This window comes from uncultured Cytophaga sp., from assembly GCF_937863595.1.
Lineage (GTDB): Bacteria > Bacteroidota > Bacteroidia > Cytophagales > Cytophagaceae > Cytophaga.
Genome location: NZ_CALMGQ010000088.1, coordinates 51,315 through 75,525, shown reverse-complemented (window position 1 = coordinate 75,525; position 24,211 = coordinate 51,315). Strand labels below are relative to the sequence as shown.

Sequence of the window (24,211 nt, the reverse complement as noted above, 5' to 3'; positions counted from 1 at the left end):
GCATTGTTTGCTGGTGCTGTTAAAGAAACAGTAGGAGCAACGTTTGTTGGTGCAGGATTCGTAACCGTTATTGATACTGCTGCAGAAGTAGTTGCTGCGCCAGAGTTATCTGTTGCTTTTGCAGTAATGTTATAAGTACCTGCTGCAACACCTGTCCATGTATAGCTGTAAGGAGCAGAAGCATCCGTTGCTAATAAGGTAGAGCCATTAAAGAATTCTACTTTAGCAATTGATCCATCCGAATCCGAAGCATTTGCTGAAATTGTAATCGATGCAGGAGCCGTGTAAGTAGCATTGTTTGCTGGTGCTGTTAAAGAAACAGTAGGAGCAACGTTTGTTGGTGCAGTAGCAGTTTGGGATACATTGATATAGTTTAAATTAAAACCATCTGTTTCCATAACGACACGCATTACCTTTGTACCAGCAGAAAGTGTTTTGTTGGCAACTGTTACCGTTTGCCAAGTTTGCCAGTCGCCTGTATTCGGAATTGCAATGGTTCCAGTAACATTAACACCATCCATTTCGATGTGTAATGATTTTCCGGCAGAGGTAGAGGCTACGCGTACTGCAAAATCATACTGACCTGCAGTTGCTACATTTACTGTATATTCCAACCATTCGCCAGCAGCTGTGTATCCAATGTTATAGCCACCACCAGCATCTGTAGTTGCTTCAATATCTACGTCGTCGTTTCTAAATGCGCCACCATCGTTTCCAGATGTAGCATCATTATATGCTAATGTTCCACCAAGATCATATTTCTCAGCTTCAATTTTACCTGGAATGGCTGCAGGAGCCGTTCCATAAGGTTTTTGAACAACTACAACTGGAGGGTCAACTGTACCGCCACCACCAGTGGATGGAGCAGCACCAGGTAAATAGAAATTACCTGTTAGTAAGAATAAATAAAGTGTTTTTAATGTTTGATTGAAATACGATCCAGCATCGTTGATGCCATTCAAATCAGAATAGGAATTATTTAAGTGAGCTTGGTTATCACCACCCATAGCCGCTGAAGCAAATGCCCCAACAAAAGTTGAGTTGTGATAACTGCTGACGTTGTTACCATTTTGGCTATAACCATCTTTTACATTTTGAGAACCGCCTAAGTTTACACGAACGAAATCAGACGATTTTTTTGAATATGCTTTTGCGCTAGCATTACCATACCAAACGTAATCTACTGCAATTCTCCATGGCGTGCGTGCAGCATCGTAAGAATAGTTACGACCACCATTCGCATAGCCACCTGCAGAACTAGAATAAGAACCACTAGCAGTTGACCAGTCAGATACTAAGCCACCCACTGCGTTATTCGCTGATAAGTTGTTGTTGATTACAACATAACTTTTATCTGCAACATTGTTCCAGAAACTATCATTCATATAGGTTGCAAATGCTCTGAAATAACCCGGTGCAAAGTAAGATGCATTTGTTAAGTTACTTCCGCCAAATTGATCACCTGGTTTCAATACATAAGAGCCACCTTCTACTTCAAAGTTTTTTATTGCATTAATAAGTGCTTTTGCATCTGTCTTATAATTAATAGATCCAGATGTACCCCACTGATAATCTGCAACAATAAGCGCCATAGCAGCATCCACTTCAGCATCGGTTGCTCCATTTTGCCCAATAGCACCAGAACATCCGTTGATTTTCCAGTTCATAACCCCATTGCCATTGCGGTTATCTTTATAATAATTCCAAAGTCCATCAAATAATGTTTTGTCGCCTGCATAAGCAGACAATAACATGCCATAACCAATACCTTCAGAAACTGTTTGGCTTCTGTCATCAAATTTTACTCTGTATCTACCGTTCGAGCAGGCTTCTACAAAATTGGTTTTCCAAGTATTGTAATTACTTACGGCATCTTGACCATTTTTATTGGTTGGCATCAAGCCGTTACTATACGTTTTGTTTGCTGGGAAAGATTGTGTTTGTGCTATTGCTTGGGAAGCACTAGCAAAAACAATCGAAGCAAAAACAATTGCCGAGAGGAGTCTTTTTTTCATATGCAGGTGGTTTGGGATTTTCAACTCTGTTTTTCTTTTAAAATGCGCCTGTTACGTATAGAAAAGAAAAACGTTGTTGTTACTATAACAATAATAAATATAAAAATTCAATTATCTAAATAATTTAATCCATATATTTTATTGAAATAATTATATTTTTTTAAAAAAGTAAAGTAAATAGATGAAAGACACTCTTTTAATGAAAAAAAATAAAATAATTGTTAGATACAGAAGTTAGAACGAATTGTCCAGTTTAGGCTTTTAATAGGAGTACATTCAGTACTGTTCGGAAAAAATGAGAATAAGATAGCTCAAAGTTGTTTTTTATGAGGTTTGTGAATACAAATTTGGAATCAATACTTCAATCGTTGTGCCTTCGTTTAAATTACTTTTAACATGGATTGTACCATTTACTTTTTGAATGCAATCTTTAACGATATACATACCCAGTCCCGATCCAGTGGTTTGGTTTGACCCTCTGAAAAACATTTTAAAGACTTCAGATTTGTGATTTTCTCGTATACCTATTCCATTATCTCGAATGATGATATGAGCTAATTGTTCATTTGCATGAATCGATATATCTATTTTTTGGTTTTCAAAATCTGTCTTTTGAAATTTAATTGCATTTGAAATTAAATTATTAAAAATTATTTTTAATCGAAGTTGATCGTTCCAAAATGGGGTTTGTATGAATATGTTTTTTTCTAAATGTATGTGTCTATTATTTAAATATTGGTAATCTTGAAATGCAGAATCAATGAGGGATTCAAATTCGATATTCTCAGAGATAATTTCTGAATGATTGTTTTTCGAATAATCCAGAATTTCAATTATGAACTGATCCAATCTTTTTAAACTCGAACTTTGAAGATTTAAATACGTTTTTATTTCGTCTATATCAAGAGATTTAATTGATAGGTCTGTTAGTCCCATTGAAGTGCAGATGGGCGCTCTTAAGTCGTGAGAAACTCTATAGACAAAACTATCTAATTCCATATTCCTTTTAACAAGAATTTCATTTTGATGTTGCAATAAAATTTCACTTTGTTTTTGTTTCTCCAATTCTCGATTTAATGAAAAGGTGAAAATCGAAAGAATAATTAATGGGAAAAATAATAAGCCGATGTATTCACCATATGTATCAAACAGTTTTCCATACCCAAGATGATAAAGGGTGTCTAAACTAATTCCAATAATTATTAAAATAAATGAGAAAATTACTTGAGTAATAGGAACACTGTTCTGTTGAAAAAATCGTGTTTTAATCACCAACACAATTACGGTGCTTATAAATAAAAGTATACTCAGTATGTTTGTTATAACAATCATGAATTATCGTTTGAAGGTTTTAAAACGGAAAGCACCTATTAAAAATAATAATCCGGCAACCATATATAGAGCGTGCTCAAGACAATCGAAAAAATTAGAATAGAAATACCCTTCAATAATAGTGGCTGCATTGCTAAGAATTATGAAAATCATGGCATATTTCCATAACGTAGGTACGTTTAACTCTGATTTCTTTAAAACGTATAAGAAATAAAAAAATAGGAGTGTACTCAATACAAAATTTATAATTTCACTTTCTTCTTGCATGCTATTAATAGAAAAATATTTCTTGATAAATAGTAACGTACTACCAATATTTTTTAATATTTATAATTGAAAGGGATTATACGGATTCTAGTTCTATTGGTTTTCTTTATGTAACACATGTTTAAACACATATTTATATAAAGATAATAGAATAGACAGAATTATTTTTTTTGAATTAAGTACAGTTATTGGGTGCTATTTTTGAATGATTTTTTGTTTGAAATTCAGTTAAATATGCAAATTCATTACTAAATAAATAGAATTGTTTTGAACAAATGCACCAATTCTTAAATAAACCCATTATTATATTTTTGTAGAAATTCATCAACTAATCCAGTTGGATTGGCTCTAATCGTCCAATCGATTGGTTCCTCATAATATTCTAAGTCATGTATGATTATTGGTATCTGCTTTCCGAAGATGGTATCAATTATTTTTTCGTCGAATACCCGTTTTGTCAGTAAAATTATAGCTTCTATAAATTCATTGTCAAACGCATCTCCTAATTCAAATAAATCGTCAAACAAATCTTCATCATCAAGTGATTTTTGATCTTCTTCTTCCGAATAATAATAGGGTGTTTCTTTGAACCAATTATTTAATAAAGCATTATCTAGACCACCAATACGTAACAACTCATCTTGGAGCCAAAATGCAAAATTCCATTTTGCTTCAGCTTCGCTAGAGGCATTTTTTATTTCTTTTTTGTATTGATGGTTCGTATTGTAACTTACGTGAATTGTGGGAAATCGAAGGTCATCGTTTTCAATGTAATAATAGAACGATATTGCATATATATCCTGCTTTTGGTCTGCAGGTATTTTGATGAGCCCATTTTTGATATTGGTATATGCGGATTCAATAAATAATTCTTTCGCTGTCATAAATATGGATTAGGTTCATCCATATTATGAATATTTATTGGGATAAAAAAGATAAGAATCATTAATATAATCTAATTTATCGTCTATAATCTTAGTATATTTGAGATTGAATTTTAATGTTTTGTTGCTAAAAAAATAGTTGTATCTTATTAGTCTTGTTTTTTAATCAATAAAATAAAAACAATCGATTTTGAAAATATTTATCATTTTATTAAATCTAATTGCCGCTATTAATTTTATTATCATGACATCTGCTTTGATGTTGAGAAAAAATAATACAATAGCCAATAGATCTCTCGCATTCATCATAGCAATACCTGTTTTTTCTATCGTTTCAAATTTATTGTTGTATTTGAATGTGATACAACCGTATTTCTTTTTGTTGTATTTAACATATTTCTTTAATTTTTTATTTGGTCCAGCTATATTAAGTTATTTTCAAATCATGTTCGGGCGACCTTTAGAATTTAAATGGAAGAGTGTACTACATTTTATTCCATCTATTCTATCACTATTAATCATGATGTATTTCTTTTTTTTAACAAAAGAAGAAGAAATCGTTATGATCAATAATATTAAAAATGGCGAAGATATACTTTATATATTTTTTAATGTAGCCGTTTTGCTTCATATCATTGGCTATTTGGTTGTGGGATGGCGTTTACAAAAAAAATATTATAAAGAGGTTAGTTCTTATTTTACAGACATTGATGCGACGAAATATAGTTGGGTTAAAAACTTTTTGAAAGTAATTATATTATTAACAATAATTATTTTTAATATTTATGTATTAACGGGTATATTCCTTCCGCCGGCTTATCTGATTTATGCAGATATCATAGCTACTCCAATTATAACATCCTTTATATATTTTTATGTATTATATGGAGCGTTTGATAATCGTGCTGTTTTTACCATTCTTGAGTATGAAATATATAAAAATCAATTATTTGAATTTAATATGTTTGCCGAATGTAATCAAGAAGAACGCAAATATGGCAAATCCCTTTTAGATGAAAATGATAAGGACGGAATTGCACAGCGGTTAATATGTCTTTTGATGGAAGAAAAAATATACTTGGATAAATCCTTAGACTTGAAATTATTGTCTATGAAAGTAGGGGTAACTTCTCATCAATTGTCTCAATGTATTAATTCGGTATTCAATCAAAGCTTTTATGATTTAATAAACACGTATAGAGTAGAGGAAGCAAAAAAGCTATTGATAAATCCTGAATTTCAGAATCTTAAAATTGAAGCAATTGGTATGTTAGCTGGATTTAGTTCTAGAACAACCTTTTTTACTGTATTTAAAAAGCACGTTCAGTTAACACCTTCTAGCTTTTTAAAGGATCAAATCAGTTCGAACGCATAAGTTCGAACGCATAAAATGTAGCTAAATACTCATTGGGTACGTATTTTTACAAAAACATACGATCCATACTATGAAAAAAATCTACACTCATTTTTTAATACTTTTAATTGTTTCAGTACTTTTTTCTTGTAAAAAAGAAGAATCGAATGTTCCTGTTGTGAATACATCTGGTACAAATAATCCCAATCAGCCACCTTCTGGATCATCTGCAACAAAATTATTTACCTTAGATACAGCAAAAATTTATCAATATTCAATTAATGGTACCAATGAACAAACCATTGTAAATAGAAAAATTGGTAATAGTAGTTATATTAATGATTTATCCCTAAGTGCAGATGGCTCTGAATTTGTTTACATCGATGTTCAAGGAGCTTCCAATGGAACTGTCTATATCTTCACCCATCAAATTCGAATATTTGATTTGGAAAAAAGTAATGATAATTCAATTTATTCTACTACCGATGCAATCATTTTTGTTGTAAAATATTGTGCCGACGGAAAAATATTTTTTGCAACTAAAAATAAACTCGATAATGATATCATTAAATATTATATCATAAATAGTGATGGTACCGGACTAAAAGAATCTCAAGGATATTTTACCAATTTGGTAGACATAACTTCAAGTAGAAGATTTATGCTTTTAAGTATTTATACATTAGGATCCCCACCATCTGTAAGCATCGTTGATTCAACATTGGACGGTGGAACTGGAACATATCATTCAGAATTCTTTTCAAGTTCCGATTTCGTATATGATGGAACATTTAGTCCAAATGGCAAAAAGGTTGTCATTCCTTTTCTTGATGGCACGGATATAAACATTCGTATTGTTGATATGGATACCAAAACAGCTACCACCCGAACAATCGTTTCAGGTGTTGGTCAATATTCTTTTGCGGGGATTACTATTGCTAATGATAATAATAGTGTTGCACTATGTGTTCCTGGAAACCAATCCAAAGAAAAATCAAAAATATACCTTTTTAAACTGGATGATACTGCTATTTCTTCTTTTGATGCGAAGAGTTGGGTTGTTAATAAAGCCTATATCTACTAATCAGTAAAAACTAAAAGTTCTTGAGAAATCGAGTAGTAATTTTAAAGAGGATTACGTTTATATAAAAATTTATTTACTCTTATAAAAAGACCATTATAATTTCTTTAAATAATTTTCGAAACAATAATAAATTTAATGTTTTAATAATTATTCATCATTATCAAAATTTATTCATTATGAAAAAAATAAAATTATTTTCTGTGCTTGTAATCATTTTTGCAAGTTTAACCTAAGTGAATTGCGGGGGAAAAGAAGATGATCCTGCACCAGCAACAAATAATGGTGGAGTAGGAACAAATCAAAATGGTGGAGGAGGAACAAACCCAAATGGTGGTGGTGGAACGAATCAAAATGGTGGAGGAGGGACGAATCCCAATGGTGGTGGTACAACTATACCTCCCACGGAAACAACAATAGGAGGTTCTGGGTCCTTTCAAGTAGATGGTGTTACCTATATTCCTACAAAAATACAAAGTACATTTATTGTAAGAGGCAATCCATTTTCTATTTCTTTAGAGAACCCAAATTATGAATTACAAATTTCAGTAGGTAATGTAGAACATGGGGATGATAAAATTTCAACTGTTGCGATAACCGTTTCTGAATATATTAATGGGAAGTTTACAACGATTTATCAGAGTAGAAATGATATTGTAACCTTAACAGGTAAAAATTTAATATTTTCAAATATTAAAATTCCTCGTCAATTTGGAGATGATACCAAGAAAGAGGTTCTCATTTCTGGTGATATAACTTTTGAATAATTATTGGAAAATGCATTCAATTTTCAAAAAAAAATATCTAAATATAAAATCATGAAAAGGCTAAAACAAATTTCAGCATGTGCGTTAATTATTTTCCTTAGTTTAACGCTAATAAATTGCGGAAGTAAAAAAGAAGAATCTCCAGCACCCATTCCAACGAATCAACCGGGAAAATTTCAAAATCCATCCGGATTAACGTATTATATAATTGATACTGCAAAAGTAATCAAGGTGTCTTCTTCTGGAAACATCGAAAAAACGATTCTAAATAGACGCGTAAATACAAGTAGCTATATTAGAGATTTAGCACTGTCGGGAAATGGGACTTCGTTTATTTATAGCGATGTTCAAGGGCATTTTGATATTGTAACAGGTTTTTTGGCTACCAATCAAATTCGGATTTTTGATTTAGATAACAATACAGACAGTCAATTATTTTCTACTACAACAGAGGAAATTATTGCAATAAAATATTGCGAGGATGGGAAAATATTTTTTGCTCGTAAAAATAATACATCTAATTCTGTAAAATTTGCAACAATGAATACTGATGGAACGGGTTTAGATGAAAAAACTTCATATTATGATGAATTTGCAGATATTTCAACTGACAGAAGGTTTATATTGTTAAACGGTGAACAAACCCCTTTCAATCAGAAAGCAGGCATTATGGATTTGACCATGGATAATGGAGCTGGAGGTAGGTACCATGATGAAATTTTTGAAGGTACGGATGATTTGTTTGAAGGTACTTTTACTGTAGATGGAAGTAAAGCTGTTATTCCATATCGTAATGGAGGTGATATTAAAATTCGTATTGTAGATATTTCAGCCAAAACCTCAATAACAAAAACTATTATTACAGGCTTAAGTTCATGGGCATATGTGAACATATGTATGGCACATGACAATAATACGGGTGTTTTAGCAATTTATGGAGATGATTTTCCGACAGTATCTAAAGTTTATACATTCGAACTTGACGATTCTATCATTTCTTCTTTTGACAATCAGAACAAACAAGTACATCAAGGATATATCTATTAATATTATAAATAAATGAATATGAAAAAACATCTACTATTAATTATTTTAGCATTCCTTGTTTTATCTGTACAAGCACAAGTAACCGAAGTGCTCGTATTTGCAGATACCGCAAAGCCTAAGAGTAGTACAGCTGAAAGTCGTTATCAAGATCAAATTTATAAGGATAAATATTATTATATCACTGAAACCGGAAATAATGGAGATGCTTATTTATATGCACTTGATGGGGTAAATCAACCTGAAAAAATTGCAAAGGTAAATTCAAAAACGAAATTAGCTGGAGGAACAACATTTACTCCAGCCCTTGGAATTAAATACAAATCAAATGAAACGTATTTATATTTTGTAACAGCAACAACTTTAGCTGGAGCAGTAATGGAATACGAATTATGGAGAAGTGATGGTACAACAGATGGTACGGTTAAGTTATTATCTTATTCAGGAAATTCGGCTGCGTTGCCCATTATTACAAACTTAGAAGAAATTAGTAATGAAAAAATCGAGAATTCATTAGATGGTAGTATTTTATTTTTTGCCTCATCACCAGCAACCTCTCGATCTTTATGGATAACAGATGGTACTGAAAGTGGAACAACAATGATAAAAAATTTTGATAATCAAGGATATTATGATCCTGCAAATAAAATTTTAGAAAAAGTAGGATCTACATTCCTGTTAATGCGTTACAATCCCATAACACTTTCTCAAGAACTATGGAAAACTGACGGTACTACTGCGGGTACCATTGAAGTTTTAGGTACAGACGGCACTGTTCAGAAATTTGTTCGCCCGATGGGAACAATGAATGGTAAGTTTTATTTTTATTCAAGTACTAAAATCTTTTCTACGGATGGCGAGACGGTTACGTTGGAGTTAACCCTACCTCAGAATTATAGTATTGAAGGGAATGCTGTAATTAATAATAAATCAGATTTATACTACAAAGTAGAAGACTACAATGCTCCTGAAAAAGTTTACGTATATCATGTACATAATGATATCAGCACGAATACTAAGATTTTAGAGTACACCTCCGAAAATAATTTTTGCGAACTATTATGTGCAACAAATGATGGACTATTGTTAAATGAATTTACAAGAGCGGGTGGACAAAACACGCTCTCTGCACAAATTTTTATCAATAAGACAAGCAAGGAAATATCAACATTTACTGCGCCTGTTAATTATAAATATAATAATCTGTACAATAGATTAATCGTTTATCAAAATGAAGTTTATTTTGGCGCAGCTTTAGTAACAGATGCAAATGATAATGGGGAAGAACTATGGAAAATAAATGCAACAAGCTCAAAATTGGTTTCTGATATCTATCCAGGAGTTGTTGATTTTATGGGTACGAAAATTGTGAACTCTTCCTCACCTTATTCATTTTTTGTACTAAACGATAAGTTGTACTTTACCGTGAAAATAGCTGCTGCTAGGAAGCTGTATACATTAGGTACAAGTATACCAACAAATGTTTTTAATACTGCAACCACTAACAATAAAACAGCAGTCTTTCCCAATCCTACAACTGGAGAATATACACTTCACGTAAGCTCGGACTTGATTGGTAGTACTGTGCACGTGTATAATATACTGGGGGAATTGGTAACGAATTTTAATGCTTCTCAAGAAGATACAAAACAGTATTTGGGAACAGGAATGTATTTTCTACATATTGAAAAATTAGATAAGGTTTACACACAAAAAGTACTTGTTAAGTAGTTTCTTAACTAAAAGGTTTTTTCGGTATTTTTTTAATTTAATGAGGTCCTTGTCGATTGTATTGACAAGGACTTTTTTTATAAGAAGAATGGAAAATAATTTTTAGTTTGCCCTAAAATAGAAGATTATACCCAATCCAAATCCATTTTAGTCATATGTTTATTCGCCAGGCTGCTCCTTTTCGGCCAACCTTCCTCAGCGTTTGGACTAATTTTAAATAAGATATTATGGGATTACTATATGTTGAGATCGCATTGAATGAAGCAAAATGTAGGATGAATTAATCTTTTAACCCTTTACCTTTTAAAATTTCTGGAATGCATTTTTTTATTCTTGATCCTCGGGTATCCGCTAATTTAGCAGAAGAAAAATAAAGTAAATAACCACGCTGTCTACCAGGGCTTAAGTTATAAAATGCAGTTTTTACATTTGGCATTTTATTCAAGGTATGCTCAAACTCTTTGCATACTTCAAATTCTGTGGTTTCTTTTAATTCCACTTTTAAACCTGCTTTATCTAGCGCTATTGCTTGCTTTATATATGCTTTAATGGTAGATTTTAATTGCTCGACCTCACTTGTAGATGTAAATCGAATTTGTCGTGCCGCTTGTACATTTTTGGTTTGTTGAATCAAAATATTTTTAGTGTCTTTGATTAATGCACCTTGCATAAATAGTAAGGCACAATAATTTTTAAAGCCATGAATGAGTACAATGTTATTTCCTTCATAGGTATAGCAAGGGCAACCCCATTTTAATTCTTCTTCCAACTTGCATGAAAGCACAATCTCTCGTAGTTCTGCATACGCAAGTTGCCATTGCGAATCCGTATTAAAAAACCAATCAACTTTTGCATTCATAAAAAGGGTGTTTCGTTATAGTTGTGTCTTTTCGACCAACCATTTTTAATGTAATAGGAATAATCTATTAAGGCAAGCAGTAATGAAAATTACGTTGAGCTTATTGTAAACTGGAGGTAGATTTCAGTGTAAAATCAGTAACAAACTTTTCCTATTTGTTTATTTTTTGAATCGCTTTTAACAAATCTTCAGGCGTATCAATTCCAATTGTTTCAATGTCTGTTATTGCCGTTTGTATGCGATAACCATTTTCGAGCCATCGTAATTGTTCTAAAGACTCTGATAATTCTAAGGATGAAGGAGCGAGTTGAGTGATCTTTTCCAATACATCCGGTCTGTATGCGTACATGCCAATGTGTTTGTAAAAGGTATGTTGTTTCAACCAATCATTTTTATCGGAAAATTGTCGCAGATACGGAATTGTTTGTCTGCTAAAATAAAGTGCTTCCCCGTCTGTATTGATTACAACTTTAGGTGTGTTTGTATTAAATAACGTTTCCTCGTCTTCAATTATTTTAATCAACGTAGCAAGTTGTGTATCTGGTTTTAAAATACCTGCTAAGGTTCGTATTTGTTGGGGTTGAATAAAAGGTTCATCACCTTGTACATTAATGATGAAATCATATTTTTTATTCAATTGTTGATAGGCCTCAAAACATCTATCTGTACCGCTTGGATGTTCGGGTTTCGTCCGTACTACCTTACCGCCGAAACGAATGACTTCCGCTTCAATCCGATCGTCGTCTGTTGCAACAATTACTTCTGAAATTTCTGGTGTGCTTTTTACTTGATCGTATACACATTGTATCATGGTTTTACCATTGATTAATACCAATGGTTTACCCGGGAAACGTGTAGATGCATAACGCGCAGGTATGATTACTACAATTGAATTTGAATTAGTCATGTACTTCTTTTACTTTTAAAGAACTGCCTACTTGTTGAATCACTTCAATACGTTTCTGTTCTGCTATATATTCGCCACGGGAGTATGCATCATAAATTTTTCCATCAATTTGTACTTTGCCACTTGGTCGTAATACAGAATAACTGATGCCTAGTTTTCCTACAAACGTATTTTCATTAAAGTTAGAAGTAAATCCCTCGCTTGCTTGAAAGGTGTCTTGTAAGGTAACTCTATTGAATAAGGCACTTTTCATAAATTGATTTCCGGCAACAAAAACCAACACCATACCTAAGGTGAATGAAATTAATACGGTGGCAGAACTTAAAATAATATCATTTTCAGGAACAAAAGTAAAATCAAATATGTGATTATTTAGACCTGCTAATATCAAAGAAATTACAATACAAAAAAGCCCTGAGACTCCAGCTATTCCAAAGCCAGGAATAACAGCTATTTCTAGGAAGAGCAATACGATTCCCACAAAGAATAAAATAATTTCCCAATATTCTGCTACACCCGTTAGGTAGGAAGGTATAAAATACAGCGCTACACCAATCATTGCAGCAATCAAGGGAAAACCAACTCCTGGTGTTTGTAATTCAAAATAAATACCTCCGATTATGAGTAATAAAATTAAGCCGCGTAAGGCTGGATTCATAAATAAATTTACAATCTCATCTACCGTGCTCAATTCAAATACTGTGATGTGTGCATTTTCAAAATGCAACCGTTTATATAAATCCGTTAATGAACGTACTTCTGCTTCGCAATAGTGATTTGCGATGGCTTCAGATGTTGTAAATGCTGTAACTTTACCTACCGTAATGCTATCGGTCCCTACAACAGTACCAACCATACTTTCTGCAATGTCAGGGTTGCGATTATTTACTTCTGCTGTACTGCGCATCATTGCACGCATAAAGGATTGGTACTTATCAGGCGCAGGTTTACCTTCGCCATCTACAACGGTTGCAGAACCAATGTTGGATCCACGGTCCATATAAATAGAATCGCAAGCAATGGATATTAATGCACCTGCAGACGCTGCATTTTTATTGATGTACACGTATACAGGTTTCGGATAATCTAATAATGCCGTTCTTATTTTATCTGCATCTGTAAGCGCCCCACCATAGGTATCCATATCGATGATGATGTAATCTGCACTATCACGAGTTGCAGCTTTTAATCCTAAATCAACAAAATGCGACATTTGCGGATCAATTTCTTGTCTGATATTGATTACAAAAACCTTTTGCGCTGCAACCTTTGTTAGTGCGAATAAAAGGAACGATAATAAGGCTATATATTTTTTCATTTTTGTTTTTTTACTTTCTACGATCTAATTATCGTAGAATACTTTACACTCAAAACTTTACACTTTACACTTAATTCTCCTACCTTTGACTTAAAATTAACAAATAATACCTATGTCTGTATATACTCCCTCTTTTTCTAAGATTTTTAATGGTACCATCTGGAAAGTTGTTGCTGATAATGAGAGTGGTATTCTTTTTGTAGAAAGTAGGAATGGCGATACCCGTAAAGCTGTTTTCAGTAGTATAGACATCGAAAAAAAGAAAGAATTATGGTCCAATCAAGCTATTTTAGACCCTTGGTGGAGCAGTTTGAAAATTGCTGAAAAGGGAAATGTGTTGATTGTGAAGTTTAATGACCCTGATATGCCCGAGCAACGTGGATTTGCTGTTATTGATGCTCTTACGGGTAAAGTAAAATGGGGTAGAGAGGAAGCGCAGGTAATGCATGTGGAGTCGGATGGTATTCTGATATCAGAAGTTGTAGGGGAAGACGAGAGCGTCTATTCTAAGCTAGATTGGAACGATGGGGAGCTTAAAGGTACCTATTCGATGAAGGAACTTTTCGCTACATTTAACAAGAAAACGCAGCAAACATCACTCATCACGTATCCGTTTCATTTTGAAGAAGGACATTCCTTTTTCACTAAGATTCAAGAATATATTGAAATTGTAGCCAAGGAAAAAGCCGTTCGAATGATAGAATATCTAGAGAAAGGCGATAAGGTCCTTATTTCTTATTATATTTACATAGAAGACAAATTGACCAATAAAATGTTGGTTGCCGATGAAAAAGGGGCTTTATTATTGCATGAAGAGCTTCAAGTAGGTCTTAAAGGTATCGGAATGGATACTTTCTTTGTAGTAAAAGATCAATTAATTATAGTTAAAAATAATAATGAATTGCACGCGTATGTTATTAAATAAAAAAATTTTAAATCGCTTTTTTTTAGTTTTAGGTATAGCACTTTCGATAAACACAATTTCAAAAGCTGAAATTTGTGATTCGATTGGTGTCGAAAGAAAAGATGGAAAATTATTTATTTTACACCGCATCACATCTGGCGAAACATTGTATTCTGTTTCAAAAAAATACAATGCATCTGTGGATGCAGTAAAAAAAGCAAATCCAGAATGGTCAGAAGGCTTAAAAGTTGGACAAATTTTAAAAGTGCCTTCTCCAATCTTATATATTGCGCCACCAGCATCCACTCTTGAGTCATCTAAAACACATACCGTAGCAGCAGGAGAAACATTGTATAGCATTGCAACAAAGTATTCTATGTCGGTAGATGAGTTGAAGAAAGCGAATCCAGGTTTAACTTCTTCTATCAGCGTTGGACAAGAATTGAATCTATCAACAAAAGCTGTTGAAACAACAACTCAAAAACCAACTAACACCAAGACAAGTAAAGAATCGGTTGAACACAAAGTTGCTTCTGGAGAAACATTATATTCTATTGCTCGCAAATATGGTGTAAGCGTTGAAGATATTAAAAAATCGAATCCAGGTATTGGAGCACTTAAAGTAGGACAAATTGTAAAAGTTTCCGGAGCGGATGTTGCAGTTACGCCTCCTGCAACTACACCAACTGTTACAACTACTACAACTACTACAAAAACAACCACTACACCCGTTACTCCAACGAAGCCTACGACACCCGTAAACGTAGAAGCTGACACGATACAATTGCAACAAGATAAGGTGCGTTTAGAAACCATGCAAACGCAGACGCCTCCAACCAAAGCTGTTCCAGCTTCTGATTTTAAGAAAATAACAGAAAGTGGCTTTGCAGATGTTATGGCAGACAATCAAGATACACCGAAGTATTTGGCCTATCATAAAACGGCTCCAGTAGGTACTATTATTCAATTACTAAATGAATCCAATGGTATAAAAGTGTATGTACGTGTAGTAGGTAAATTAACCGATATGGGTCCAGATAATAAAACCATTATTCGAGTTTCTAAAAAAGCATACGATCGCTTAGGTGGGTCTGGAGCTAGATTTGCAGCAACGTTGATGTATATACCTTAATAGTTTCAGCTGCTAGGTACTAGCTGCTAGACAAGAGCATACAAGTGAAGTTGAGAGACTTTGTTTGTATGCTTTTTTTATAAACGAGTGGTCAGTGGTCAGATAAAAAAGTGTAAAATGTAATGTGTAGAGTGAACGCTCTAGTGAGCAGACCTCGCAATACCTGGCGCCAGTCTTTGACTTACCTCGCGCCAGTCTTTGACTGGTGTGTATTATTTGGCAGTCTTTGACTGCTTTTTGTTAAAATTTTTTCCATCAACATTAGAAATTTTATTTTTCTCTCTGCCAACACTTTTTTATTCAGTAACTAGTATAAAGGTTTTTAAGTATTGCTTCCTCATTATTTTTCAGTATTTTAAACCATATTTAATACAGTTGAACTATGAAAAGAAATCATATCCTTACCTTATTTTTTATCTGTGTGGGAATCGTCTGTTCTGCGCAGCAGCAAACACCAGCACCTCTTATTGAAGATTTTGAAGATGGCAATACTCAAAATAGCTTGGGCGGCTATTGGTATAGCTTTAATGATAATCGCGATGGAGGTAAAAGTCGCATCACTCAGCCTTCTTTTCAATCGTGTTTTGTAACCACCGGTGGTCATGCATCTAAAGGTATGCTGCATGCAGATGTGATTCTTGAGAAAGCATCCTATCAATGGTCTCCTTATTATGCTATCGCTACAAGCATTACCAAATCTGTAACGGTTAATCCTTCTCAATTTGCAGGTATATCCTATTGGCACAAAGGTGTAGCGCATAAGCTGCGTGTTGAAACGATAGAAATTAAGGATTATGATTATTATCAAATAAATATTCCTCAAAGCGATGAGTGGACCTTGGTTACCATAGATTTTGCTATGATTAACCAAGAGGGTTGGGGAAAGAAAGTTGATTTAAATCTAGACAATTCGATTAAACTGGTATGGAACGTAGATCAAAAATCGGGTAGTTTTGAAATAGATGAGATTCGTTTTGTAAAAGAAATAACATATGTAAAGCAAAATGATATGGTTATTCGACCTGCAGAAATACCCGCAGCTGTCGCTCTTAAAGGAAATGTATCAAGCCCGTTAAACGACCTCGCTAAAAAGTATTTGAATAAAGGAATGAATTTGGCGAGTTGGGCTGAAGCAAATAAAATAATATCTGCTAACCCAAAAGATTGGAAGTATAATGAAGCCATCATTAAACTGCAAGCAGACCAAGGAATAGAAGGGATTCGTTTTCCAATTGATTTAGATTTATATGTAGTAGATCGATTGAATGTGTTGAATGGAACGAATAAGAAAATTGTAATAGAGCCGATGTTGTATACGCTATTAGACTCAATGAATAGCTGGACGAAGCGTTATGGTTTGTCATTGACCATAGATTATCATGCATACGATGGAAGTTATAGCAGAGCTGCTTCTAAAGATCAAAAATATAGAATCGCAGTTTCATCTTTATGGCGTGTGGTTGCGCAACATTTTGTAACAGAAAAACGCCCAGATTTATTTTTTGAATTGACCAATGAACCTGGCTTAAGCTTGGCAGAAGGTGAATACATTGATCAGGCAGATTGGACCTTACTTGCACAAATGATGATTGATTCAATCCGGAAAGTAGATAAGACAAGACCCATTATTTTTGGCGATACCAAATGGTATAGTTTAGATGAATTGGTAAAAAATAAACCTTTGAATGATAAGTATGTGATCTATGCATTTCATATGTACGATCCATTTATCTTTTCGCATCAAGGTGCATCATGGACAAATATGGGAACGGTGAAACATATTCCCTTTCCATATACTCCAGAGCGTTGGTCTACAGAGTTTCGTGATTTTGGTATTGTTGAAGGTACACCGAGCTGGATCAAAGATCAAGCTCGAACCTATTACAAGGAAGGGAACAAACAATTCATAAAAAATAGATTGGCTAAAGTTAAAAATTGGGCATACGATTATAAAGTCCCATTGATTTGTAACGAATGGGGCGCATTGCCAAACACCGCTAAGATAGAAGACTTGAACGCCTACTTTAAAACCATGGGAGAAATTTTCTCAGAAATGGATATCGCTTGGCAAGTTTGGTTTGGTATTATGGATTCCGATCAAAAACTATTGCCCGGAATGGGAGAGGCGTTGGATCTTAAGAAGAGTGGTCAGTAAACAGAATATAGTGGTCAGTAAACAGTGGTCAGTGGTCAGGGAAAGTACTGAGTACTGAGTACAAAGTACAAAAATAAAAGGTATGTGTGTTGTTGACATATAACGCTGTCGTCAGACCACTTTTTTGTGGTCTGATGACTGTTTGAAAATCAAAATCATCAGCACTCACGCAAATCTTTCACCGTTCGCGGCTCAGGCTGAAAGCCTGACATATCAAAGCTAGGGGCATCGCCCCTAGAAGAGTAAATTTTCACAAACCACAAATCGCCCTTAGAATAAAAAATACACATGAATAAATACTCCAGAGATGTGTTGTATAATTTACTTGAATCAAAATACAAGCAATACAATACAACTGATTTCGTTGCTCTAGATCCAATTTGTATTCCACATCGGTTTACGAAGAAGGAGGACATTGAGATCATGGGATTTATTGCTGCAGTTTTGGCTTGGGGACAACGAAAAACGATCATCAATAAATGTACGGACTTGATTGAACGGATGGATGGAGCTCCGCATCAATTTATTACACAGCATGAAGATATAGACTTAAAGCAGCTGGAAGGCTTTGTTCACCGAACATTTAACGATACCGATTTGTTGTATTTTGTATATGCTTTAAAAGAATTGTATTCCGCATTCACTTCTATGGAAGAAGTATTTTTAACAGGGATGAATAAAAATTCCTTAAATATTGAAGGTGGTTTGATTGCCTTTCGAAATTATTTTTTCTCTTTTGAACACCCGCATCGGACACGCAAACACATTTCTTCTCCTGAAACAAAGTCTGCATGCAAACGACTTAATATGTTTTTGCGTTGGATGGTACGAAGAGATAAGAAAGGCGTAGATTTTGGGATTTGGAAAGGCATACAACCTGCGCAATTGGTTTGTCCCTGTGATGTACACGTAGATCGTATCGCACGTCAGCTAGGGCTTATTACGCGCACCCAAGTAGATTGGAAGACGGCAGTTGAGCTAACAGAAAACCTCAAAGGCTTAGATCCCAAAGATCCGGTGAAGTATGATTTTGCTTTGTTTGGAATGGGTGTGGTAGAAGGGATGATCTGATAAATTCCAAATAACACAAAACAAATTCCAAACCGATGATTAAATACGAATTCAATTTATTACCTAAATTATAATACATACAAAGAATACTTTTGTAAAATTCCCAATAAAACATGTAACAAAAAATTCGCTATTCCGACGTAATATTCTAATCTGATATTTTACTTAATTAAAGTTGCAGTTTATGGTACACATCGGATGTTCAGGATATAATTATAGAGAATGGAAAGGTCTTTTTTATCCAGAAGGCTTACCACAAAGTAAGTGGCTTGAGTTTTATTGTCAGCACTACAATACAGTTGAAATAAATGCAAGTTTTTATAAACCACCTACTGTTAAAACCTTAACTACTTGGTATAAAAAAACTCCAGCAGATTTTCGGTTTTCCATTAAAGCTAATAAAGTAATTACACATTATAAGAAATTTGTTGAGACACAAGAGCTTATAACTGATTTTTATACCACCGTCTCAGAAGGTTTAAAGGAAAAATTAGATTGCATTCTATTTCAGTTGCCACCAAGCTTGGCCTATACGCCTGCGGTACTAAATCGAATTGTAAGCCAATTAGATTCATCTTTTAAAAATGTGTTGGAATTTAGACATGTCAGTTGGTGGAATGATGAAGTGAATGCTGCTTTAAAAGCGCATAAGCTTATTTTTTGTATAACAAGTTATCCAGGGTTACCCGAAAAATTTATTCAAACAACAGAATCGGTATACCTTAGGTTACATGGGAATACTGAATTGTATAAATCCAATTATTCAGATAAAGAATTAAAATCTTTCAGTGATGCTATAAAAAAATCGGATGCAACGACATCTTTTATTTATTTTGACAATTCTTGGGGAGGAAATGCAATTGCAAATGCGCATACCATGCAGGGTTTAATGAACTTAAGTAATTATGAATGATGATTTTTTTATTGGTGTGATATGAACTGAATTATGATTCTCTGTGATTGTGCATTTTATTTAATACGTATGATACTAATTACAAAAAAATATATTATTTAAAAATGCAAATAAAGGCCGCCATTTGCAGCAGCCTTTATTATTGTGACCTTGGTTTGTGACACACAGACCATTCATGAATATTAAGTTACACCAATTCTTCTCTTTCCCAGAAACGATGTTTACCAAGTGCCTTAATAAACGCCGTAGTGTCTTTATTTAACACCACACCTTCATCTAGTTTTTTGCCTGCTTCTTTTATTATTTGAATGGATTGAATTAAGGCAGCACCTTCTTCTTCTCCACCAATTACTTTACAATGTTTGAATGCATCCGTTATAAATTCTGCAACTTCTTTATTTTCTTTTAACGCATTAATTCCTTTACCTGAAGGAATAAATACAGCATCGAATAATACTGAAGACGCAATTAATAAACTTTGATCCACTTTAAGTTTTTTACCATCTTCTAATTTTAAGAAACCTAAATTCGGAGCTATGATTTTAACAACAGCACCTTTTTTCTCTAATGCATTTTTATAACTTACAACACTCGGATTATGAACGCCATCTGCACAAATAAAGGCAACTTGTTTCGTCTTGATAGAATCTGTAACGGTAGGATTCTTTATCATACTCAATGCATTCGAACTCTTCGTTTTTTGTTCTACCGATTTAGGTTCGTGTTTTTTTGGATCTGCATCTGCGCCAACACCTTTATTCATAGGTTTTTCAGGCTTGTGAACGGTAATACCCAAACCTACAGCAACTTTGTCTGCAAGCGTTTTATCTACTTGACTTAACAGATTAACCATGCGTGCACGTATGGCTTCTGTTTCTACTTTACCTAATTCAAAACGTAACGCCTTAATGATGTGATTTTTTTCAACATCCGTTTGGCTGTTGTAAAACAACGTTGCTTGACTGAAATGATCTGAAAAACTTTCACTGCGTTCACGTACTTTATGTGCATCGACACGTTCGTTAAAACTTACAAATCCACCTTGATCCATTTTAGCTTGAAAGGGACAGCCACCACCCAAAGAGTTTGGTTGATAACTTACCCGCCCCGTATTTATTTCTTGTCGCATCTGTCCATCGCGCTGGTTGTTATGAACAGGCGCTATGCTACGATTAATAGGCAACTCATGAAAGTTTGGTGTTCCCAAACGCGACAGTTGCGTATCGGTGTAAGAGAACAATCTTCCTTGCAACAATGGGTCGTTAGAGAAGTCAATACCAGGAACTAAATGTCCAGGATGGAATGCCACTTGCTCTGTTTCAGCAAAGAAATTATCCGGGTTTCGATTCAATACCATTTTGCCAATTTTCATTACAGGAACTTCTTCTTCTGGAATGAGTTTTGTTGGATCCAATAGATCAAATGTGAATTTAAATTCATCTGCCTCTGGAATAATTTGAACGCCTAATTCCCATTCTGGGAAATTTCCAGATTCAATAGAATCCCATAAATCTTGACGATGAAAATCGGAATTCTTACCTGAAATTTTTTGAGCTTCATTCCATGCTACACCGTGTGTACCCAATAGTGGCTTCCAATGGAATTTTACAAAATGCGATTCATTTTTGTTATTAATAAAACGGAATGTATGTACGCCAAATCCTTCCATCATGCGCAAGCTACGAGGAATCGCTCTGTCTGACATCACCCACATGACCATGTGCATGGATTCAGGCATTAAGGATATGAAATCCCAAAACGTATCGTGTGCAGAAGCAGCTTGGGGCATTTCATTGTGTGGTTCTGTCTTAACAGCATGCACTAAGTCTGGAAATTTCATGGCGTCTTGTATAAAGAATACAGGCATGTTGTTCCCAACTAAATCGTAATTGCCTTCTTGCGTGTAAAACTTAACGGAAAATCCTCTAACATCACGGGACAAATCGGTTGAACCGCGGAAACCTGCAACAGTAGAGATACGCGTAAATACAGGGGTTTGAATAGATGGGTCTTGGAGGAATCCTGCTTTGGTATATTTCTCCATCGATTCATATACTTGGAAGTAACCATGCGCTGCTGAACCCCTTGCATGTACAATTCTTTCTAGAATACGTTCATGATCAAAATGCGTAATTTTTTCGCGCATGATAAAATCTTCCAATAATGAGGGGCCACGATCGCCCGCTTTTAATGTATTATTGTCATCGTTGATACGGACACCTTGGTCAGTTGTCATGAATTGATCTGTCGCATCGGTTGTGTTTACTTGTAAATCTTTTTTTTTAAGATTGGAATTTGTAGAAGTATTCTTTTTCATAATTGCTGGTTGTTGTGTTCTATTTAATTTATTTTATATATAGAATTTACAGATTAATGAATTAAACAACTAGCATTTTTTGTAATTAAAAATAACAATATGGAAATGTTGAAAAAATAATTAAAAGATATATAATCTATTTAATTGGAAGATATTAAATAGATTTTTTTGATTCAATATTAATGTTGAAGGAAACACTATAAAAAAAACCTTTGCGCTCTAGCAAAGGTTTTTTTTTATAGAAAGAGTACGCGTTACAATTATATCGTCTAGCAAACCCACCTAGTAACTCTAAACTTTTAATTTTATCGTCTCGAACCAAGCAACTCGAACCTAGTGACTATTCTTACTGCATCAATAAATATGCTTTAATATATTCATTTAAATCTCCTGCAAGTACATTGTCTACGTCCGTACGTTCAACACCCGTGCGCACGTCTTTAATTAATTTATAAGGGAACAAGACATAATTCCGAATTTGAGAACCGAAATCAATTTTCTTTTTTGTTCCTTCAACCGCAGCCTTCGCTTCGTTACGTTTGTCAATTTCAATTTGATATAAGCGAGACTTTAATAATTTCAACGCTTTATCCTTATTCATAATTTGTGAGCGCTCTTGTTGACATTCTATAATCAAACCAGAAGGCTTGTGTTTCAAACGTACTGCTGTCTCAACCTTGTTTACATTTTGTCCACCGGCGCCACCTGCTCTAAATGTATCCCATTCAATATCGCCCATGTTAATTTCGATATTAATGGTTTCATCTACTTCAGGGTATACATATACGGATGCAAAGGATGTTTGACGCTTTCCATCTGCATTGAATGGTGAGTCACGTACCAAGCGGTGTACACCAATTTCAGATTTTAAATTTCCGTAGGCAAATTGTCCTTCGATACCTAGAGATGCAAATTTGATACCTGCAACTTCACCGGGTTGGTTTACAATTTCACGTACCGTGTAGCCATTTTTTTCACCCCACATGATGTACATACGCATCAGCATGTCTGCCCAGTCGTTACTTTCGGTTCCACCTGCGCCTGGGTTAATTTCAAGAACTGCGCTGAGTTGATCTTCTTCTGCGCTCAACATTTTTTTGAACTCAAGTTCTTCCAACACTTTTAAAACAGACGCAAATTCAGCATCCATTTCTTTATCGTCAATATCACCTGCTTGATAAAATTCATTTAATGCATCTAAGTCACCAAGTTTAGTTACCAATGCATCGTATGGATCGGTCCATACTTTTTTATTTTTTATGCTTCGAAGTATTTTTTCAGCTTCTTTAGAATCATCCCAAAAAGTAGGGGATAGGGATAATTCTTGCTCCGCTTTAATTTCGTCCATTTTGGTGTCATAGCCAAGATAGCCTCTTAAAGCAAGAATGTCAGCTTTTAAATCCTTTAGTTGTTCGTTGGTCATTGAGGTGTGCTAGTAATAAGATACAAATATAACAAAAAGGCTAAGGCTTTTATAAATAACAAATAACAAATACTCCGTGGCGAACAAATGGAACTAATCATGGATTAATGCCTCAATGCTTTTCTTGGTGTTGATTTCAGTAGTTTGGAATTTGTTTTTTGTTATTTGAATTTTGAACAACGCTATTTCTCAGGTATCCAAAATACTTCTTCAATATTAAAATCAAGCGCCAATTTTCGGGATACTACAAATAAATAGTCCGATAAACGATTTAGATAGGGGAGTATCATTGGATGGATAGGTTCTGTATCATTCAATAGAACAACTTGGCGTTCAGCTCTTCTGCAAACAGTTCTGCATAAATGTGCCATAGCTACAGATTTATGTCCACCTGGCAAGATGAAATATTTTTGTGCAGGCAACAACGCTTGCATGGTATCTATTGCTTGCTCTAAATGTAGAATATGCTCTTCTTTAAGATTGGGGGCATATAATTCTTGTTTGTCTTTTTCCGTTGCTAATGAAGCACCTAATTCAAAAATTTTATATTGAACTTCTTTTAACAATTCTTTTTGCTCTGAATGAGTAGGCAACTCTTCAATCAATAAAGCAATGCAACTATTCAATTCATCTGTGCTACCATAGGCTTCAATACGATCACTGTATTTAGCAACCCGTGTACCACCTAATAAAGATGTTTTTCCTTTGTCGCCACCCTTTGTATAAATTTTCATGGT

20 protein-coding genes are annotated in these 24,211 nt (G+C 34.2%); 10 read left to right on the top strand and 10 right to left on the bottom strand.

Annotation, left to right across the window (positions count from 1 at the left end):
• From Q0543_RS08375 to Q0543_RS08360, 4 genes are all read right to left on the bottom strand, one after another.
• A partial coding sequence (locus tag Q0543_RS08375) for a glycosyl hydrolase family 8 (RefSeq protein WP_299251265.1) occupies window positions 1-2,015 on the bottom strand: 2,015 nt, incomplete at its 3' end.
• Between the two features lie 324 nt (window positions 2,016-2,339).
• Complete coding sequence (locus Q0543_RS08370) at window positions 2,340-3,347, bottom strand: HAMP domain-containing sensor histidine kinase (protein WP_299251240.1); 1,008 nt, start codon at window positions 3,345-3,347, stop codon at window positions 2,340-2,342.
• Between the two features lie 3 nt (window positions 3,348-3,350).
• Window positions 3,351-3,614, bottom strand: coding sequence for a hypothetical protein (locus tag Q0543_RS08365; RefSeq protein ID WP_299251238.1), 264 nt, complete (start codon window positions 3,612-3,614; stop codon window positions 3,351-3,353).
• A gap of 287 nt (window positions 3,615-3,901) precedes the next feature.
• Window positions 3,902-4,498 carry a hypothetical protein gene (locus Q0543_RS08360; RefSeq protein WP_299251236.1) on the bottom strand — a complete coding sequence of 199 codons (597 nt, stop codon included), beginning with the start codon at window positions 4,496-4,498 and terminating at the stop codon, window positions 3,902-3,904.
• Window positions 4,499-4,688: 190 nt separating this feature from the next.
• Between Q0543_RS08360 and Q0543_RS08355 the strand changes: the two genes are divergently transcribed.
• The 5 genes from Q0543_RS08355 to Q0543_RS08335 all read left to right on the top strand — a co-directional run bounded on the left by Q0543_RS08355 (window position 4,689) and on the right by Q0543_RS08335 (window position 10,475).
• Complete coding sequence (locus tag Q0543_RS08355) at window positions 4,689-5,873, top strand: helix-turn-helix domain-containing protein (protein WP_299251235.1); 1,185 nt, start codon at window positions 4,689-4,691, stop codon at window positions 5,871-5,873.
• 70 nt (window positions 5,874-5,943) lie between these two features.
• Window positions 5,944-6,936, top strand: a complete 993-nt coding sequence (locus tag Q0543_RS08350; RefSeq protein ID WP_299251234.1) for a hypothetical protein — start codon at window positions 5,944-5,946, stop codon at window positions 6,934-6,936.
• A 233-nt stretch (window positions 6,937-7,169) separates the two neighbouring features.
• A complete protein-coding gene (locus Q0543_RS08345) occupies window positions 7,170-7,700 on the top strand; it encodes a hypothetical protein (protein WP_299251233.1) in 531 nt (176 codons plus the stop codon).
• Between the two features lie 51 nt (window positions 7,701-7,751).
• A complete protein-coding gene (locus Q0543_RS08340; RefSeq protein WP_299251232.1) occupies window positions 7,752-8,747 on the top strand; it encodes a hypothetical protein in 996 nt (331 codons plus the stop codon).
• Between the two features lie 18 nt (window positions 8,748-8,765).
• On the top strand, window positions 8,766-10,475 hold the full coding sequence (locus Q0543_RS08335; protein ID WP_299251231.1) for a T9SS type A sorting domain-containing protein: 1,710 nt from the start codon (window positions 8,766-8,768) through the stop codon (window positions 10,473-10,475).
• A 280-nt stretch (window positions 10,476-10,755) separates the two neighbouring features.
• Here Q0543_RS08335 and Q0543_RS08330 read toward each other — a convergent pair whose 3' ends face one another.
• The 3 genes from Q0543_RS08330 to Q0543_RS08320 all read right to left on the bottom strand — a co-directional run bounded on the left by Q0543_RS08330 (window position 10,756) and on the right by Q0543_RS08320 (window position 13,559).
• Window positions 10,756-11,334 carry a DUF1801 domain-containing protein gene (locus tag Q0543_RS08330; protein WP_299251229.1) on the bottom strand — a complete coding sequence of 193 codons (579 nt, stop codon included), beginning with the start codon at window positions 11,332-11,334 and terminating at the stop codon, window positions 10,756-10,758.
• Between the two features lie 151 nt (window positions 11,335-11,485).
• Window positions 11,486-12,241 carry a 3-deoxy-manno-octulosonate cytidylyltransferase gene (gene kdsB / locus Q0543_RS08325; protein ID WP_299251227.1) on the bottom strand — a complete coding sequence of 252 codons (756 nt, stop codon included), beginning with the start codon at window positions 12,239-12,241 and terminating at the stop codon, window positions 11,486-11,488.
• Window positions 12,234-13,559 carry an NfeD family protein gene (locus tag Q0543_RS08320; RefSeq protein WP_299251225.1) on the bottom strand — a complete coding sequence of 442 codons (1,326 nt, stop codon included), beginning with the start codon at window positions 13,557-13,559 and terminating at the stop codon, window positions 12,234-12,236. Before Q0543_RS08320 ends, kdsB begins: the two co-directional genes overlap by 8 nt.
• A gap of 112 nt (window positions 13,560-13,671) precedes the next feature.
• On the opposite strand from Q0543_RS08320, the gene Q0543_RS08315 reads away from it, so the two are divergent.
• The 5 genes from Q0543_RS08315 to Q0543_RS08295 all read left to right on the top strand — a co-directional run bounded on the left by Q0543_RS08315 (window position 13,672) and on the right by Q0543_RS08295 (window position 19,734).
• Window positions 13,672-14,484 carry a DUF4905 domain-containing protein gene (locus Q0543_RS08315; protein ID WP_299251223.1) on the top strand — a complete coding sequence of 271 codons (813 nt, stop codon included), beginning with the start codon at window positions 13,672-13,674 and terminating at the stop codon, window positions 14,482-14,484.
• Window positions 14,456-15,595, top strand: coding sequence for a LysM peptidoglycan-binding domain-containing protein (locus tag Q0543_RS08310; RefSeq protein WP_299251221.1), 1,140 nt, complete (start codon window positions 14,456-14,458; stop codon window positions 15,593-15,595). Before Q0543_RS08315 ends, Q0543_RS08310 begins: the two co-directional genes overlap by 29 nt.
• A 382-nt stretch (window positions 15,596-15,977) precedes the next feature.
• Window positions 15,978-17,750, top strand: a complete 1,773-nt coding sequence (locus Q0543_RS08305) for a cellulase family glycosylhydrolase (RefSeq protein ID WP_299251220.1) — start codon at window positions 15,978-15,980, stop codon at window positions 17,748-17,750.
• A gap of 288 nt (window positions 17,751-18,038) precedes the next feature.
• Window positions 18,039-18,821, top strand: a complete 783-nt coding sequence (locus Q0543_RS08300) for a TIGR02757 family protein (RefSeq protein WP_299251219.1) — start codon at window positions 18,039-18,041, stop codon at window positions 18,819-18,821.
• A 184-nt stretch (window positions 18,822-19,005) separates the two neighbouring features.
• Window positions 19,006-19,734, top strand: a complete 729-nt coding sequence (locus Q0543_RS08295) for a DUF72 domain-containing protein (protein WP_299251217.1) — start codon at window positions 19,006-19,008, stop codon at window positions 19,732-19,734.
• A gap of 187 nt (window positions 19,735-19,921) precedes the next feature.
• On the opposite strand, the gene Q0543_RS08290 is transcribed toward Q0543_RS08295, so the two are convergent.
• The 3 genes from Q0543_RS08290 to Q0543_RS08280 all read right to left on the bottom strand — a co-directional run bounded on the left by Q0543_RS08290 (window position 19,922) and on the right by Q0543_RS08280 (window position 24,208).
• A complete protein-coding gene (locus Q0543_RS08290; protein WP_299251214.1) occupies window positions 19,922-22,051 on the bottom strand; it encodes a catalase in 2,130 nt (709 codons plus the stop codon).
• A gap of 346 nt (window positions 22,052-22,397) precedes the next feature.
• The gene (gene prfB / locus Q0543_RS08285) at window positions 22,398-23,474 is read right to left on the bottom strand and encodes a peptide chain release factor 2 (RefSeq protein ID WP_299251212.1); all 1,077 of its coding nucleotides are present in this window, start codon (window positions 23,472-23,474) and stop codon (window positions 22,398-22,400) included.
• A 182-nt stretch (window positions 23,475-23,656) separates the two neighbouring features.
• Window positions 23,657-24,208 (bottom strand): cob(I)yrinic acid a,c-diamide adenosyltransferase, encoded by a 552-nt coding sequence (locus Q0543_RS08280; RefSeq protein ID WP_299251210.1) that lies wholly within the window; start codon window positions 24,206-24,208, stop codon window positions 23,657-23,659.
• Window positions 24,209-24,211: the final 3 nt, after the last annotated feature.

What these genes read in the sequence shown, in the direction of transcription:
- Q0543_RS08370 (WP_299251240.1), bottom strand. Translation starts at nt 3,347, where the DNA reads ATGATTGTTATAACAAACATACTGAGTATACTTTTATTTATAAGCACC.
- Q0543_RS08365 (WP_299251238.1), bottom strand. Translation starts at nt 3,614, where the DNA reads ATGCAAGAAGAAAGTGAAATTATAAATTTTGTATTGAGTACACTCCTA.
- Q0543_RS08360 (WP_299251236.1), bottom strand. Translation starts at nt 4,498, where the DNA reads ATGACAGCGAAAGAATTATTTATTGAATCCGCATATACCAATATCAAA.
- Q0543_RS08350 (WP_299251234.1), top strand. Translation starts at nt 5,944, where the DNA reads ATGAAAAAAATCTACACTCATTTTTTAATACTTTTAATTGTTTCAGTA.
- Q0543_RS08340 (WP_299251232.1), top strand. Translation starts at nt 7,752, where the DNA reads ATGAAAAGGCTAAAACAAATTTCAGCATGTGCGTTAATTATTTTCCTT.
- Q0543_RS08335 (WP_299251231.1), top strand. Translation starts at nt 8,766, where the DNA reads ATGAAAAAACATCTACTATTAATTATTTTAGCATTCCTTGTTTTATCT.
- Q0543_RS08330 (WP_299251229.1), bottom strand. Translation starts at nt 11,334, where the DNA reads ATGAATGCAAAAGTTGATTGGTTTTTTAATACGGATTCGCAATGGCAA.
- kdsB (WP_299251227.1), bottom strand. Translation starts at nt 12,241, where the DNA reads ATGACTAATTCAAATTCAATTGTAGTAATCATACCTGCGCGTTATGCA.
- Q0543_RS08320 (WP_299251225.1), bottom strand. Translation starts at nt 13,559, where the DNA reads ATGAAAAAATATATAGCCTTATTATCGTTCCTTTTATTCGCACTAACA.
- Q0543_RS08315 (WP_299251223.1), top strand. Translation starts at nt 13,672, where the DNA reads ATGTCTGTATATACTCCCTCTTTTTCTAAGATTTTTAATGGTACCATC.
- Q0543_RS08310 (WP_299251221.1), top strand. Translation starts at nt 14,456, where the DNA reads ATGAATTGCACGCGTATGTTATTAAATAAAAAAATTTTAAATCGCTTT.
- Q0543_RS08305 (WP_299251220.1), top strand. Translation starts at nt 15,978, where the DNA reads ATGAAAAGAAATCATATCCTTACCTTATTTTTTATCTGTGTGGGAATC.
- Q0543_RS08300 (WP_299251219.1), top strand. Translation starts at nt 18,039, where the DNA reads ATGAATAAATACTCCAGAGATGTGTTGTATAATTTACTTGAATCAAAA.
- Q0543_RS08295 (WP_299251217.1), top strand. Translation starts at nt 19,006, where the DNA reads ATGGTACACATCGGATGTTCAGGATATAATTATAGAGAATGGAAAGGT.
- Q0543_RS08290 (WP_299251214.1), bottom strand. Translation starts at nt 22,051, where the DNA reads ATGAAAAAGAATACTTCTACAAATTCCAATCTTAAAAAAAAAGATTTA.
- prfB (WP_299251212.1), bottom strand. Translation starts at nt 23,474, where the DNA reads ATGACCAACGAACAACTAAAGGATTTAAAAGCTGACATTCTTGCTTTA.
- Q0543_RS08280 (WP_299251210.1), bottom strand. Translation starts at nt 24,208, where the DNA reads ATGAAAATTTATACAAAGGGTGGCGACAAAGGAAAAACATCTTTATTA.